Here is a 14,955-nt window from a genome sequence, read left to right on the forward strand (position 1 = left end):
CCAGGTGTGCCAACGTGGTGAGGCCCACTGCTCGGCGCGTCGGATCATTGACTAGACTCGTCCAAACCGAATCGCGCACACGAGGAGTAACTAGCGTGGCGAGGCAGCTGCACGTGGAGCTCGTATCCGTCGAGGAAAAAGTGTGGTCCGGCGACGCGGACATGGTCGTGGCGCGCACGACGGAGGGTGAGCTCGGCGTCCTCTACGGCCACGAACCGCTCCTGGGCCAGCTCGCCGAAGAGGGCCAGGTGCGCATCAAGCAGAACGGTCAGGAACTCGCCTACGACGTCGCCGGCGGGTTCATCTCCGTCACCGGCACCGGCGTGACGGTCCTCGCCGAGAGCTGCACCCCCGCCACCGCCTCCGCAGCGCACTGACGGCCGGGCGGCGCAGGTGAGGATCGTCGAGGGCATCGGCATCGCGGTCCTGATCCTGCTCGCTGCCCTGGCGTTGCTGTTCCTGCGCCGGGTCGTGATCGCGCGGCGGGGCGGCACCATCGAGCTCGGCGTGCGCCTGAGCACCATCATCCCCGGTCGCGGCTGGTCGGCCGGGCTCGCCCGGTTCGCCGGCGACGAGCTGCGGTGGTATCGCATCTTCAGCTTCTGGCCGGGCCCGCGCCGAGTGCTTTCCCGGCGCGGGCTCGCCGTCGACCGGCGCCGTGCCCCGGACGCGGCCGAGCTGCTCGTGCTGCCGCCCGACTGGGTGATCGTCCGGTGCGTCAGCCGCCAGTCGCCCGTCGAGATCGCGATGGCGGAGCGGGCCCTGACCGGCTTCCTGTCCTGGGTCGAGGCGGCGCCCCCGGGGGACTCGACCCCGGAGACGCGGCCCTACCGCTACAAAGCGAGCTGAGCCTGTCTACCGCTCGCCGCCGGGCACCCACTTCACGTCCCCGCCCGGGTTGGCCGTGCGGCACAGGATGAACAGCAGGTCCGACAGGCGGTTGAGGTACTGCAGCGCAATCTCGTTGGTCCGTCGCGCATCGGCCTCCCAGAGCGCCCAGGCGCTGCGCTCGGCCCGCCGGGCCACCGTCCGGGCCACGTGCAGCAGCGCGGCCCCGGGGGTGCCACCGGGCAGGATGAAGGAGTCCAGCTTGGGCAGCTCCTCGTTGAACTCGTCACACCACTGCTCCAGGCGCTCCACCTGCTCGGCCGTCACGCGCAGCGGCGGGTGCGGCGGGTCGGCCGCGATGGGGTTGCACAGATCCGCCCCGACGTCGAAGAGGTCGTTCTGCACGGCCCGCAGCACCGTCGCGATCCGCTCGTCGAGCGCGCCCAGCGCGAGCGCGGCACCGATCGCGGCGTTGGTCTCGTCGACGTCGGCGTACGCGACCAGGCGCGGGTCGGTCTTCGACACCCGCGAGAAGTCGCCCAGTCCCGTCGTGCCGGTGTCTCCGGTCTTCGTGTAGATCCGCGTGAGGTGAATGGCCATGGTTTTCACGGTACGGAATCCCCCTACGATGGCGGACGTGGACGTGATCCGTGTGATGGGCGGCGCCCGGCTGGCCGGTGACGTATCGGTGGTCGGGGCGAAGAACTCGGCCCTCAAGCTGATGGCGGCGGCGCTGCTGGCGACCGGCCGCAGCGTGCTGACGAACGTGCCGCGCATCACCGACATCGCCATCATGGCGGAGGTGCTGCGCCGGCTCGGCTGCGAGGTCGAGCAGGACGAGGACCGCGTCACCATCGACGTGCCGGAGGAGCTCGGCACCGAGGCCGACTACGACCTCGTGCGCCGCCTGCGCGCCTCGATCTGCGTGCTCGGCCCGCTGCTGGCCCGCCGCGGCCACGTGCGCGTCGCGCACCCCGGCGGCGACGCGATCGGCTCCCGCGGCCTCGACATGCACGTCGAGGGCCTGCGCCGGATGGGCGCCGACATCTCGGGCGAGCACGGCTTCGTCATCGCCACCGCCCCGAAGCTGCACGGCGCCACCATCTGGCTGGACTTCCCGAGCGTGGGCGCGACCGAGAACCTGCTCATGGCGGCCGTGCTCGCGAACGGCCGGACCGAGATCGACAACGCCGCCCGCGAGCCCGAGATCGTGGACATCTGCCGCATGCTGACCGACATGGGCGCCGACATCCAGGGGGCGGGCTCCTCGCGCCTGGTCGTGCAGGGCGTGCCGGAGCTGCACCCGGTCGAGCACCGCACCGTCGGCGACCGGATCGTGGCCGGCACGTGGGCCTTCGCGGCCGCCATGACCCGCGGCGACGTGACCGTCCACGGCATCGACCCGGTGTTCCTGGAGATCGCGCTGGACAAGGTCGTGACCGCCGGCGGCGAGGTGACCACCGCGGCCGACTCGTTCCGCGTGGTGATGCCGGGCCGGCCGAAGGCCGTCGACGTGGTGACCCTGCCCTTCCCGGGCTTCGCGACGGACCTGCTGCCGATGGCGGTGGGCCTGGCGGCGGTCTCCGAGGGCTCGTCGCTGGTGACCGAGAACATCTTCGACGGGCGCTTCATGTTCATCAACGAGATGTCCCGCCTCGGCGCGGACATCCGCACCGACGGGCACCACGCGGTCGTGCGGGGCAAGGACCGGCTGTCGGGGGCCCCGGTCACCGCCACGGACATCCGCGCGGGGGCCGGGCTGGCGATCGCCGGGCTGTGCGCGGACGGGGTCACGGAGATCCGCCACGTGCACCACATCGACCGGGGCTACCCGAGCTTCGAGTCGGACCTGCGCGCCCTGGGCGTGGAGGTCGAGCGCTCCGTCGCCCCGCCGGACCAGTTCGACTTCTGACCGGCTACCCGACCCGGAAGAGCCGGTCGGCGGGGTCGACCACGGCGGGCAGCGCCGCGCCGGGCCGCAGGGCCGGGTCGTCGGGGCGGATCGTGTCGGCCTCGAAGGTGGCGAACCCGGGGCCGCTGATGCGCAGGCGCAGCTCCAGGCCGGGGTCCTCGCCGCCGAGGTGGTTCGCCACCGTCAGGATCTCGGCCGTCGCGTCGACGCCGGCGACGGCCAGGCGGCGCGCGTCGCGGCGCGAGCGGGTGACGAGCCGCCAGCCGAAGACGCCGAAGCCGATCCCGGCGGCCGTCACCAGCAGGTCGCCGGCCAGCAGGCCCCAGAATTCCTTGGGCGACAGGGGCGGGCCGAACTTCAGGGCGTCGATGAGCAGGATCGGGCCTGGCAGGCAGATGGCCAGGAACACGAGCCGGCACAGCAGTGCGCCGATCGGGCCGATGCGGCTCTCCGCCTCGCGGGGCGTATTCGTCACCGTCGAACCGTAGCGCGGCGCGGCGCGGCTAGGAACTGATCAGGCGCCGGGCGCGGTCCAGCTCGTCGGCGAAGACCAGGATGCGCACCATGCCGTCCGGGCCCGTGGCCAGGGTCGCGCGCACGCCGTTGCTGCGCAGGCGGTCCCGGACATCGCGCGCGAAGGCCAGGTCGCCCACCATCGACACCGTGCGGAGCAGGCCGTAGTCGACCGAGGGGCGCGGCGGGGGCGAGACGGGGACGCCGTACTTCAGCAGCCGGATGATGAGCAGCAGCGCGGCCAGCACGCCGGCGGAAGCGGCCCATCCCGCGAGGTACATGAGGGGCACATGCACAGTCTGCCACCAGTTGATCACGTATCGGAGCCTTCTAGGCGTACTCGTGGGCGTCCACGGTCTCGGGCGCCACGGGCACCGCGGCCGGGACGGTGAAGCTGAAGCGGCTGCCCCCGCCGGGGTTGTCGGTCACCGTGATCGTGCCGCCGTGGCGGTCCACGATGCGGCGGCAGATCGCGAGGCCGAGGCCGGTCCCGCCGTACGACTGACCGGTGTGCGCCCGGTGGAACGACTCGAACACGTGCGGCTTGTCCTCGTCGGGGATGCCGATCCCGCGGTCGGCGACCTCCACGCGGACCCAGCCGGGGCCGGACGGCTGGGCGCTGATGTCGACCTTCGGCACGCGGCCCGGCCGCACGTACTTGAGCGCGTTGCCGACCAGGTTGTCCAGCACGTGCCGCAGCATCGCGGGATCGGCCTCGACGCGGGGGAGCGTGCCGACGTACACGTCCGGCCGCACCCGCAGGTGCCCGATCCGCTCCGCGACGACGTCGGCCACGAGCTCGCCGAGGTCCACCTCGCACGGCTTGAGGGCGGCGTCGCGCGCGGTGACGTACGCGAGCAGATCGTCGATCAGGCGCCGCATCCGCACGACACCCGCCCCGACGCGCTCGAGGCTGTCGTAGGCCTGGTCGGGCCGGTCCGGCAGCGCGTCGCGGCCCATCTCCGCGTGCGCGCCGATGACGGTCAGCGGGTTCTTGAGGTCGTGCGCGACGATCCCGGCGAACGCGGCGAGGTCGGCCTCCCGCTCGCGGGCCTCGGTGATGTCGTGGAACACCACGATCGCCCCGCGCTGCCCGTCGTGGTCCAGCGGCCGCCCGCTGACCGACAGGAACATCCCGTCGGGCCGGTCCGGGCCGCGCAGGATCATCTCGACGCGGTCGGTGGACTCGCCGGCGAGGGCGCGCGCCAGGGGCAGCTCGTCCGCCGGGAACTCGGTGACGCCGTCGGGCCGCAGGAAGCGCGACGCCCCCGGCTCGTCGCCGTCGAGCGTCCGCCCGAGCATGGCCTGGGCGGCCGGGTTGTGCACGATGAACGCCCCGTCGGCGTCGACCACCCCGACGCCGTCGCTGATGCGGTCCAGAATGCCGTTGAGCAGCGCGAGCTGGTTGTCGGCGGTGCGCTGGGCGGCGCACAGCCCGGCGGTCGCGGCCACGACCCGCTCCTCGGCCCGCCCGCGGGCGCCCGCGAGCGCCCACAGCATCGCGCACACGAGCAGCGTGAGCACGGTGCCGCCGAGCCCGACGACGAGCGGCAGGATCGGCGCCGAGCCGCCCATCTTCGCCGCGTCGACCGAGACGACCAGCCGCCACTCCCGGTTGGCGATCTGCACGTGCAGGTCCCGCCGGATGTCGGGGTGCTGGCCGGCCTGGTGCAGCCGGGCGACGCGGCTCTCCTGGCCGCCACCGTTCTGCGCCCACAGCTCGGCGTCGGCCTGCCCCTGGGTCGCCCGCGTGAGCACCCCGCCGATGAAGTCCTGGCCGCGCAGGCCGAGCACGACCCAGCCCTTGAACTCGCGCCGCCCGTCCGGGGCCGGATCGCCGTACGCGGGCGCGGCGAGCACGAACGACAGCTGCTGCCGGTCGGGGGGCAGGCCGCGGTCGCGCAGCAGCACGTACGTGTCGGAGACGGCGGCCTCGCCGGAGCGCCGCGACTCCCACAGCGCGGTGGTCGGCTCGGCCGCCTGGGACAGGTCGGTGCCGGAGGGCAGGACGGCCGAGGTGTCCAGCGGGCGGGTGAAGATGGTGAACAGGTGCTCGTGGCCGCTGCCCTGGGCGTGCAGCTGCAGGTCGGGGGCGCCACGGTCGCGCCAGTAGTCCTGCACCGAGGTGATCTGGGTGTCGTCCGCGGCGACGATGAAGACCAGTGAGGTCGCCCCGACGAGCCCGGCCTGGCGCAGCGGGGCGGTGGTCGCGGCGAAGTCGCCGGCGGTGAGCTCGTCGTGCGAGCCGACGGCGGCGGCGACCGTGCGCAGCGTGTCGAGGTAGCGGTGGATCTCCGAGCGCACGGACGCGTCGGAGAGCGTGGCCGCGCGGTCCAGGACGCCCTGCGCGCGCTCTCGTTGCCCGTCGCGGATGGCGTGCGCCGCCTGCCACGACGCGCCGAGGCCGAGCGCGAGCACGAGGGTGATCGCCAGGGCACCGGTGCGGCCGACCCGGCGGACCGCCTTGCCGAGCCGACCCGTCACCCAACGCTGATCGGCAGTGCACGGGTGCAATGCAGGATTTTTGCTCGGGTCCGCGTCACCGGCGGGCCGTTGCTCCCGCCAGGAATCCCGGCGTCCGCGGTGGCAAGAACCGTTCGTTCGCTCGCGCGTTCGGTCGGTCGTGTTCGGTCAGTCGCGTTCGGTCGGTCGCGTTCGGTCGCGTTCGGTCGCGTTCGGTCGGTCGCGTTCGGTCAGTCGCGTTCGGTCCAGCGGAAGGTCAGCAGGCACAGCACGAGCCCGACCACGATCCAGCCGCCGAGCACGAGCGCGATCGTGCCGTGCTGCCAGCTGCCCGCGGGCTCCTGGGCCGCGAACGAGTCGGGCAGGAACACCGAGCGCATCCCCTGGGTCATCCACTTGAGCGGGAAGACCGAGGCGATCCCGCGCATCCAGCTCGGCAGCTCCGTGTACTGGAAGAAGACGCCCGAGATGAACTGCAGCACGATCGCCACGGGGGTCACGACGGCCGGTCCGCTGCGGCCCGAGCGGGCCAGCGAGGAGAACGCGATCCCGCACAGCGTGCAGGCGGTGATGCCCAGCAGCGCCACCCAGACGAAGGTCAGCCACTTCTCGCCGGTGGCGGGCAGCTTGACGCCGAAGAAGAGGGTCGCGACCGTGACGAGCAGGACCGTCTCGACGAGGCCGATGGCCAGCACCATGACGATCTTGCCGATGAAGTAGGCGGCCCGGGGCATCGGCGTGCCGCGCAGCCGCTTGAGGATGCCCTTCTCCCGCTCGATCGGGATCTGGATGGCCAGGCTCTGGAACCCGGTGGCGAGCAGGCCCGCGGCGATCATGCCGGCCGCGAAGTACTGGGTGAAGGTGACCCCGGTCGCGATCTCGCCGCCGAAGACCGCGCCGAACACGCACAGCAGGATGAGCGGGAAGGCGAGGGTGAAGACCACCGACTCGCGGCTGCGCAGGAACTGCTTGATCTCCAGGCCGCCCCGCAGGAGGCCGAGCCGCAGGGTGGTCATTCCTTGCTCACTTCTTGGGGGCTGCCGATCATCCGCAGGTACACATCCTCGAGGCTCGGTCTGGTGACGGTCAGGCCCGGCACCTCGCCGCCGAACTGCTCGGCCAGGCGCGCGACCACGGCGGTCGGGCTGTCGGTGCGCTCGCTGCGCGGGCCGTCGGGGGAGTGCCAGCCGACCGTGGCGCCGCCGTCGCCGCGGCCGCCGAGCCGGCCGGGCGAGTCGACGGCGATGAGCTTCCCGCCGGCCAGCACGCCCACGCGATCGGCCAGGGCCTCGGCCTCGTCGAGGTAGTGCGTGGTGAGCAGGATCGTGGTGCCGGCCTTGGCGAGGTCGCGGATCAGCCCCCAGAACTCCCGGCGGGCCTCGGGGTCGAAGCCGGTCGTCGGCTCGTCGAGGAACAGCAGCTCGGGCCGGCCGACGATGCCCAGGGCGACGTCGAGCCGGCGCTTCTGGCCGCCGGAGAGCGTCCGGGTGCGGGCGTGCTGCTTCTCGGCCAGCCCGACGCGGGTGATGATCTCGTCCGGGTCGGCGGCGGAGGGGTAGTAGTTCGCGAAGTGGTGGACGACCTCGCGCGCGGTCAGGTCGTCGAACTCGCCGGTGCTCTGCAACACGACGCCGACCCGCGCCCGCCAGGCCGCGTCCCCGCGCTGCGGGTCGATGCCCAGCACCGTGACCTCGCCGGACGTGCGGTGCCGGAACCCCTCGAGGATCTCGACCGTCGTCGTCTTGCCCGCCCCGTTCGGGCCGAGCAGCGCGAACACCTCGCCGTCGCGCACGTCGAGGTCGACCCCGTCGACGGCCACCGCCTTGCCGTAGGCCTTGCGCAGCCCGCGCACCGTGATCGCATCCGCCACGGCACTCACTCTAGTGGGGTGACAACTTTCACCGGCGACCCCTGGTTACCCTTCAGTAGGGTGCTGCGTATGGTCGATGAGAGGCTTCCCGAGCGCGACCGTCCCTGGGTCATGCGCACCTATGCCGGCCACTCCTCGGCGGCCGCCTCCAACGCCCTGTTCCGCCGCAACCTGGCGAAGGGCCAGACCGGCCTGTCGGTGGCGTTCGACCTGCCCACGCAGACCGGCTACGACCCCGACGCGGAGCTCGCCCGGGGCGAGGTGGGCCGCGTCGGGGTGCCGATCGCGCACCTCGGCGACATGCGCGAGCTCTTCGGCGGCATCGACCTGGAGCGCGCCAACACCTCGATGACGATCAACGCCACGGCGATGTGGCTGCTCGCCCTCTACGTGACCTGCGCCCGGGAGCAGGGCGTCGAGCTCGCCCGGCTGGCGGGGACGACGCAGAACGACATCGTGAAGGAGTACCTCTCCCGCGGCACGCACATCTTCCCGCCCGGGCCGTCGCTGCGCCTGACCACGGACACGATCGCGTGGACCGTCGCGAACTGCCCGCGCTGGAACCCGGTCAACATCTGCTCGTACCACCTCCAGGAGGCCGGGGCCACCCCCGTGCAGGAGGTGGCCTTCGCGCTGGCGACCGCGATCGCCGTGCTCGACGCCGTGCGCGACTCCGGCCAGGTGGCGCCCGAGCGCTTCACCGACGTGGTGGCCCGGATCTCGTTCTTCGTCAACGCCTCCGTGCGCTTCGTCGAGGAGACGGCGAAGATGCGCGCCTTCACGGCGATGTGGGACCGGCTCACGGCCTCCCGTTACGGCGTGGCGGACGCTTCGGCGCGCCGCTTCCGCTACGGCGTCCAGGTCAACTCGCTCGGCCTGACCGAGGCCCAGCCCGAGAACAACGTGCAGCGCATCGTGCTGGAGATGCTCGGCGTGACCCTCTCCCGCGGCGCCCGGGCCCGGGCCGTGCAGCTGCCGGCCTGGAACGAGGCGCTGGGCCTGCCGCGGCCGTGGGACCAGCAGTGGTCGCTGCGCATGCAGCAGGTGCTCGCGTTCGAGTCGGATCTGCTGGAGTACCCGGACCTGTTCGAGGGCTCGAAGGTCATGGACGCGCTGGTCGGTGAGATCGTCGACGGCGCGACCGAGGAGCTGCGGCGCGTGCTGGACATGGGCGGGGTGGTCGCGGCCGTCGAGTCCGGCTACCTCAAGAGCGCCCTGGTCGCCTCCCTGGCCGAGCGCCGCGCCCGCCTGGAGCGCGGCGACGACGTGGTCGTGGGCGTGAACCGCTTCACCGAGACCGAGCCGTCCCCGCTGCTGGCCGCGGGCGCGGCCGCGATCGAGCAGATCGACCCGGCCGTGGAGCAGGCCGCGGTGGCCTCGATCGCCGCCTGGCGCTCCGCCCGCGGCGACGTGACAGCGTGCCTGGAGGCCCTGCGCGCGGCCGCGGCCGGCGAGGGCAACCTGATGGCGGCCACGCTCGCGTGCGTCGAGGCGGGCGTGACCACCGGCGAGTGGGCGGGGACCCTGCGGGAGGTGTTCGGCGAGTACCGTGCCCCGACCGGCCTGACCGCCGCGCTCTCGACGCCGACGGCGAACCTGGACGCGGTCCGCGCCCGCGTGCGCCGCACCGCCGAGGACCTCGGCACCGGCCGCCTGCGCATGCTGGTCGGCAAGCCCGGGCTGGACGGACACTCCAACGGCGCGGAACAGATCGCGGTGCGGGCGCGCGATGCCGGCTTCGAGGTGGTGTACCAGGGGATTCGGCTCACACCGGCGCAGATCGTGGCGGCGGCGGTGGAGGAGGACGTGGACCTGGTGGGGCTCTCGGTGCTGTCCGGGTCCCACCTGGCCGTGGTGGCGTCGGTGCTGTCGGGGCTGCGGGCGTCGGGGCTGGGCGACCTGCCGGTGGTGGTCGGCGGGATCATTCCGCCCGGGGACGCGGAGACCTTGCGTGCGTCGGGCGTGGCGCGGGTCTTCACGCCGAAGGACTTCGCCATCACCGATGTGGTGGACGAGCTTGTGACCGTGGTGCGGGAGGCGCACAACCTCTGACTGGCTTTTCCGAAAAGTCCGACACTTCGTGATCGGACTTTTCGCATTTATACCCTGTCCGGGGATAAATGCGATTCGTGCCGATTTCTGGGATGCTCCTCGCGCGGCACCTGCGTGTTGCGACGCACCGCTCTCCTGTGACGAGCTGCTGATCGGGGCGCTGCTCGATGCGGCGCCGGATTCGCCACGGCTGCGGGCAGGCGTCCTGCGGCGGTGGCGCGTGTGCGACGAGCGGCGGCGGTCATGCAGTTGCGGCGTGGCGTGCGGCGGCGGTGGCGCGGTTGCGGCGAGCGGCTGCGGCGGTCGTGCGGTTGCGGCGTGGCGTGGCGTGCGGCGGCGGTGGCGCGGTTGCGGCGAGCGGTTGCGGCGGTCGTGCGGTTGTGGCGTGGCGTGGCGTGCGGCGGCGGTGGCGCGGTTGCGGCGAGCGGTTGCGGCGGTCGTGCGGTTGTGGCGTGGCGTGGCGGGGCGTGCAGCGGCGGCGTGCGGAGGTGGCCGCCCGGTGCCCGGCTGCAAGCGTGCGACGGTGGCAGCTGCGGGTGCGCGGCTGCGAGCGCCGGCCTCGTCGCCGCCCCCGGCCGCCCCGCGCGGCTGAGGTGGCGCGGCCTGCGAAGGTGGCCGCGCGGTGGTCGGCGGCCCGATCGAGCCCGTGCCGGCCCGGCGTCAGAACAGCGTCAGCTCGTCCTTCTGCACGCCGCGCAGCGCGTTGTAGTCCAGCACGACGCAGCGGATGCCGCGGTCCTCGGCCAGGACCCGGGCCTGCGGCTTGATCTCCTGCGCCGCGAAGATCCCGGACACGGGCGCGAGCAGGGGATCGCGGCCGAGCAGTTCGAGGTATCGGGTCAGCTGCTCCACCCCGTCGATCTCGCCGCGGCGCTTGATCTCGACCGCCACGGTCGCGCCCTCGCCGTTGCGGCAGAGCAGGTCGACGGGGCCGATCGCCGTCATGTACTCGCGGCGGACCAGCGTGAAGCCCGCCCCGAGCGTCTCCGGCGCCGCCGCCAGCAGCTCCTGCAGGTGCGCCTCCACCCCGTCCTTGACCAGGCCCGGGTCGACGCCCAGCTCGTGCGAGCTGTCGTGCAGGATCTCCTCGATCGTGATGCGCAGCTCCTCGCCGCCCTTGTTGACCACGCGCCAGAGCCCGTCGGACTCCTCGAGCCGGCAGGGCGGGCTCATCCAGTTCAGCGGCTTGTACGCCCGGTCGTCGGCGTGGATCGAGATCGACCCGTCGGCCTTGATGAGCAGCAGGCGGGTCGCGGGCGGGAGGTGGGCCGTGAGCCGGCCGATGTAGTCGACCGAGCACTTGGCGATGACGAGACGCACGGCCGACAGCCTAACCCGCCCACCGGGTGGGACTGGCAACGCGATGTCATGCTTGGGGAGTGTTGGAGTCATTGACGGGTCTCGGCCTCGCCACATCGGCCGGGCTCAACGCCTACATCCCGTTGCTGGCGATCGGCGTGCTCGCGCGGTATACCGACCTGATCACGCTGCCGTCGAACTGGCAGTGGATGGAGAACGGCTGGACGCTGACGATCGTCGCGATCCTGCTGGCGATCGAGTTCGTCGCCGACAAGGTGCCGATGCTCGACCACGTCAACGACGTCATCCAGACGTTCATCCGCCCGACCGCCGGCGGCCTGGCCTTCGGCGCCGCGTCGAGCTCCGAGACGGTCACGGTCACCGACCCGGGGTCGTTCTTCACGAGCCATCAATGGGTGCCGATAGTCGTCGGCGGCGCGATATCCCTCGGCGTGCACGGCATGAAGGCCGTCTCCCGCCCGGTCGTCAACGCCACGACGGTCGGCTTCGGCGCCCCGATCGTGAGCACCATCGAGGACTTCTTCAGCGTCTTCCTGTCGGTGATCGCGATCGTCCTGCCGATCGTGGTCCTGCTCTTCATGCTGCTGCTGTTCCTGGGCTTCGGCTGGCTGATGCGACGCCGGAAGAAGCGCAAGGAGGAGAAGGCCGCCGCGAAGTGGGCCGCCGCCCAGGGATACCGCCCGGCCCCCTAACGGCCACGCCCTACCTGCTGCGGCCGTGCACCAGCTTCACCACGCGGACGATCTGCTGCATGGTCTTCTCGGTGCGGTCGAACGTCATCGCCGCCAGCACGGTCGGGCCCCGCCGCTTCACGATCGCCTTCGGGCGGGTGAACTCGCGCAGGCCGTCCGCGCCGTGGATGCGGCCGAAGCCGGAGTTCCCCACGCCGCCGAAGGGCAGCGCGGGCATGCCGGCGAAGGTGAGCGCCGAGTTGACCGAGGTCATGCCCGAGCGGACCTGGCGGGCCAGGTCGAGGCCCTGGGACTTCGAGAAGATCGCGCCGCCCAGGCCGTAGCCGGTGCTGTTGGCCCGGCGCACGCCCTCGGCCGCGTCGCGGACCCGCGTGACGGTGAGCGTCGGGCCGAAGGTCTCCTCCTGCACCGCCGCGGCGTCCTCGGGCACGTCCACCAGGATCGTGGGGTTGACGAAGGGCGGCTGGACGGCCTCCGCGCCGCCGAGGACCGCGCGGCCGCCGCGGGTCAGGGCGTCCTCGATGTGCCGGCGGATGATGTCGATCTGCGACGGCATGGTGATCGGGCCGATGTCCGAGCCCGGCTCCGCCCCGACGCTGAGCTTCGCCGCGCGCGCCACCACGCGGTTGAGGAAGTCGTCGAAGACCGGCTCGGCGACGTACACCCGCTCGATCCCGACGCACGTCTGACCGGCGTTGGTCAGCCCGCCCCACACGCAGGAGGCGGCGGCCGCGTCCAGGTCGGCGTCGGCCGCCACGACCATCGCGTCCTTGCCGCCGCACTCCAGCAGGACGGGGGTGAGGGACTCGGCGGCCGCGGCCATGACCTTCTTGCCGGTGGCGGTCGAGCCGGTGAACGCGATCTTGTCGACCCCGCTGCGGCACAGGGCCGCGCCCACGTCGCCGAGGCCGTGCACGATCTGCAGCACAGGGTGCTCGGGGACGACCTCGTGGAAGCGGTCCACGAACCACTGGCCGACGGCCGGCGTGTACTCACTGGGCTTGAACACCACCGCGTTGCCGGCCGCGAGCGCGTAGGCGATCGAGCCCATCGGCGTCAGGATCGGGTAGTTCCACGGCCCGATGACCCCGATCACGCCGAAGGGGAGGTACTCGAGGTAGGACGTGTGCTCCTTGAGCAGGATCGAGCTGCCCACCCGGCGCCGGCCCAGCACCTTGCGGGCGTGCTGCGCGGCCCACGCGATGTGGTCGATCGCCGCGATGGCCTCCACGAGCGCGTCGGCCCGGGGCTTGCCGCCCTCCCGGTGCATGAGCGCCGCCAGTTCGTCCAGGCGGTTGGCGAGCACACTGCGGAACGCCAGCAGGCGCCGCCGGCGCCCGCCGAACCCGAGACCACCCCACCAGGCGGCCGCGTCACGCGCGCGGGCCACCGCGTCGGTGAGAGAATCCGGGGAGGCGACCGGGAAGCGGCCGACCTCCTCGCCGGTGGCGGGGTTGGTCGAGATCAGCGAGCCCTCGTCGATGGCGGGGACGCCGGGCGTTCGCGTGACGGTCATGGCGCGAGTGTAAACCCGGAAATTACTCACGAGTAGGCCCTGATCGGCCGTCGAGATGCGGTGCCCGGCTCCGACCATCGGGTACCACGACCGCAGGAGGAACCGTGAAGACCGAGAAGCTCGACGTACCCGGCGCGACCCTGTACTACGAAGTGCGCGGCAGCGGCCCGGTGCTGCTGCTGATCTGCGGCGGCATCTACGACGCCGAGGGCTTCGCGGCCCTGGCCGACCGGCTCGCCGGCGAGTACACCGTGGTCACCTACGACCGGCGCGGCAACTCGCGCAGCGTGCTCGACGGCCCACCGGCCGAGATCATCCTCGAGGAGCAGGCCGACGACGCGTACCGCGTGCTGGGCGCCGTCGGCGTGACCGAGGACGAGCCGGCCGACGTGTTCGGCAACAGCTCGGGCGCGGTGATCGCGCTGGAGCTCGCGGCGCGGTACCCGGGCATGGTCCGCACGGTCGTCGCGCACGAGCCGCCGCTGTTCGAGCTGCTGCCCGACTTCGACTCCTGGCGCAGCGTGATGACCGAGGTGTCCGACGCCTACCGCGACGGCGGGGTCGGGGCCGCGATGGGCGTCTTCGGCGCGGCCATGGACATGCACGGCGACGACGGCACGCCCGGGACCCCGCCCTCGCCCGAGTTCGCGGCGCGGATGGAGGCGAACATGGAGTTCTTCGTGCGGTACGAGATCCCGCCCGTCGCCACGTTCGTGCCCGACCTCGACGGCCTGCGCTCGGGCCCGGTGCGGATCGTGCCCGCCGTGGGCGCGGCGAGCACGGGGGAGCCGCCCAACCGCTGCGCCCGTGAGCTCGGCGCGCGCCTGGAGGCCGCGGTGGCCGAGTTCCCCGGCGGGCACGGCGGCTTCGGCGACGCGGCGCCCTTCGCGGCGAAGCTCAGAGCGGTGCTGTCGTAGGAAGGTCCAGGACTCGGGTCCGCGGGGGTGCGGACCGTCGCTCCCGCCAGACACCGCTCGGCGCTGGCGCGCCGTCGCTGCCAGGCCCGCGGCTGGTCACCCTTCCCTGATCGTCCGATGCGCTTCGGCGCCCCCGGCGCTCAGGAGGCGTGCTCCTTGATGATCCGCTCGGCCACGGCGAGGGGATCGGCGAGCCGGCCCTCCGCGGGCGCGTCGACCCACCGCTGCTGGCCCGGGAAGTAGGCCCCCGAGGCGGCCGCGCGCCGGATGTTCTCCTGCATGTGCGTGTCCATCTGGCCGGGGTCGACGTTCACGACGCTGACCTTCTCGTCGTCGCGCGTCTGCGAGGCGACGACTTCGAAGAAGGTCTCGCCGGCCGCCTTCGTGGTGCAGTACAGCGCCCAGCCGTCGATGATCCGGTGCGCCGCGCCGGAGGAGACGAACAGCAGCCGCTTGCGCGCGTCGGCCGGGGCGGCCCGCAGGAACGTGTTGGTGAGCACGGCCGGGGCGGTGAGGTTGACCGCGATCGCGTTGGTGATGGCCTCGGTGGTGAGCCGGCCGACGGCGCCGATGGGCTCGACGACGGCGGCGTTGTGGATCAGCACGGCCTCGTCGGCCTCGCGCAGGAAGCCGCGCATGATGTCGTAGTCCGGCAGCCAGTGCGCGTCCGCGAGGTCGGTCGAGAACAGGGTGACGTCCCCGGGCCGCTCGTCGCGCAAGAGTTGCTGTTGCTCGGTGAAGTGCCGCCCGATCGCGAGGACCCGATCGCCGCGCGAGATGGACACGTCGAAGAGAGCGGCGCCCAGGCCGCGGGACACCCCGGTGATCACGACGGCACGCATGCGGTCACTCTATTCCTGTCGCGGGGTCAT

Annotated in this window: 15 protein-coding genes; 6 read left to right on the forward strand and 9 right to left on the reverse strand. The window is 72.6% G+C overall.

Annotated features, from left to right (window positions below):
* Positions 1-95 precede the first annotated feature (95 nt).
* On the forward strand, positions 96-377 hold the full coding sequence (locus ACQP2P_RS06205) for a F0F1 ATP synthase subunit epsilon (protein ID WP_433613972.1): 282 nt from the start codon (positions 96-98) through the stop codon (positions 375-377).
* Positions 378-393: 16 nt separating this feature from the next.
* The gene (locus ACQP2P_RS06210; RefSeq protein ID WP_433613973.1) at positions 394-849 is read left to right on the forward strand and encodes a DUF2550 domain-containing protein; all 456 of its coding nucleotides are present in this window, start codon (positions 394-396) and stop codon (positions 847-849) included.
* A gap of 6 nt (positions 850-855) precedes the next feature.
* Here ACQP2P_RS06210 and ACQP2P_RS06215 read toward each other — a convergent pair whose 3' ends face one another.
* Positions 856-1,428: a cob(I)yrinic acid a,c-diamide adenosyltransferase gene (locus tag ACQP2P_RS06215; protein WP_433613974.1), complete on the reverse strand. Its 573-nt coding sequence runs from the start codon at positions 1,426-1,428 to the stop codon at positions 856-858.
* A 28-nt stretch (positions 1,429-1,456) separates the two neighbouring features.
* On the opposite strand from ACQP2P_RS06215, the gene murA reads away from it, so the two are divergent.
* The gene (gene murA, locus ACQP2P_RS06220) at positions 1,457-2,740 is read left to right on the forward strand and encodes a UDP-N-acetylglucosamine 1-carboxyvinyltransferase (protein WP_433613975.1); all 1,284 of its coding nucleotides are present in this window, start codon (positions 1,457-1,459) and stop codon (positions 2,738-2,740) included.
* 4 nt (positions 2,741-2,744) lie between these two features.
* On the opposite strand, the gene ACQP2P_RS06225 is transcribed toward murA, so the two are convergent.
* From ACQP2P_RS06225 to ACQP2P_RS06245, 5 genes are all read right to left on the reverse strand, one after another.
* Positions 2,745-3,215, reverse strand: a complete 471-nt coding sequence (locus ACQP2P_RS06225) for a hypothetical protein (protein WP_433613976.1) — start codon at positions 3,213-3,215, stop codon at positions 2,745-2,747.
* Between the two features lie 28 nt (positions 3,216-3,243).
* Positions 3,244-3,543: a hypothetical protein gene (locus ACQP2P_RS06230; protein WP_433613977.1), complete on the reverse strand. Its 300-nt coding sequence runs from the start codon at positions 3,541-3,543 to the stop codon at positions 3,244-3,246.
* Between the two features lie 40 nt (positions 3,544-3,583).
* A complete protein-coding gene (locus ACQP2P_RS06235) occupies positions 3,584-5,737 on the reverse strand; it encodes an ATP-binding protein (RefSeq protein WP_433613978.1) in 2,154 nt (717 codons plus the stop codon).
* A gap of 209 nt (positions 5,738-5,946) precedes the next feature.
* The gene (locus tag ACQP2P_RS06240) at positions 5,947-6,732 is read right to left on the reverse strand and encodes an ABC transporter permease (RefSeq protein WP_433613979.1); all 786 of its coding nucleotides are present in this window, start codon (positions 6,730-6,732) and stop codon (positions 5,947-5,949) included.
* Entirely contained in the window at positions 6,729-7,586 is an 858-nt protein-coding gene (locus ACQP2P_RS06245; RefSeq protein WP_433613980.1) for an ABC transporter ATP-binding protein, read from the reverse strand. Before ACQP2P_RS06245 ends, ACQP2P_RS06240 begins: the two co-directional genes overlap by 4 nt.
* A 69-nt stretch (positions 7,587-7,655) precedes the next feature.
* Here ACQP2P_RS06245 and ACQP2P_RS06250 point away from each other — a divergent pair, with 69 nt between their 5' ends.
* Positions 7,656-9,638, forward strand: a complete 1,983-nt coding sequence (locus ACQP2P_RS06250; protein WP_433613981.1) for a protein meaA — start codon at positions 7,656-7,658, stop codon at positions 9,636-9,638.
* A gap of 660 nt (positions 9,639-10,298) precedes the next feature.
* Here ACQP2P_RS06250 and nucS read toward each other — a convergent pair.
* Positions 10,299-10,958 carry an endonuclease NucS gene (gene nucS / locus ACQP2P_RS06255; protein WP_433084045.1) on the reverse strand — a complete coding sequence of 220 codons (660 nt, stop codon included), beginning with the start codon at positions 10,956-10,958 and terminating at the stop codon, positions 10,299-10,301.
* Between the two features lie 59 nt (positions 10,959-11,017).
* On the opposite strand from nucS, the gene ACQP2P_RS06260 reads away from it, so the two are divergent.
* Positions 11,018-11,650 carry a DUF4126 domain-containing protein gene (locus tag ACQP2P_RS06260; protein WP_433613982.1) on the forward strand — a complete coding sequence of 211 codons (633 nt, stop codon included), beginning with the start codon at positions 11,018-11,020 and terminating at the stop codon, positions 11,648-11,650.
* A 10-nt stretch (positions 11,651-11,660) separates the two neighbouring features.
* Here ACQP2P_RS06260 and ACQP2P_RS06265 read toward each other — a convergent pair whose 3' ends face one another.
* Positions 11,661-13,166, reverse strand: a complete 1,506-nt coding sequence (locus ACQP2P_RS06265) for an aldehyde dehydrogenase family protein (protein ID WP_433613983.1) — start codon at positions 13,164-13,166, stop codon at positions 11,661-11,663.
* A 104-nt stretch (positions 13,167-13,270) separates the two neighbouring features.
* Between ACQP2P_RS06265 and ACQP2P_RS06270 the strand changes: the two genes are divergently transcribed.
* Positions 13,271-14,083 carry an alpha/beta hydrolase gene (locus tag ACQP2P_RS06270; protein ID WP_433613984.1) on the forward strand — a complete coding sequence of 271 codons (813 nt, stop codon included), beginning with the start codon at positions 13,271-13,273 and terminating at the stop codon, positions 14,081-14,083.
* Between the two features lie 140 nt (positions 14,084-14,223).
* On the opposite strand, the gene ACQP2P_RS06275 is transcribed toward ACQP2P_RS06270, so the two are convergent.
* Positions 14,224-14,925, reverse strand: coding sequence for an SDR family NAD(P)-dependent oxidoreductase (locus tag ACQP2P_RS06275; protein ID WP_433613985.1), 702 nt, complete (start codon positions 14,923-14,925; stop codon positions 14,224-14,226).
* Positions 14,926-14,955 lie beyond the last annotated feature (30 nt).

The organism is Dactylosporangium sp. CA-139114 (genome assembly GCF_050955725.1).
GTDB lineage: Bacteria > Actinomycetota > Actinomycetes > Mycobacteriales > Micromonosporaceae > Dactylosporangium.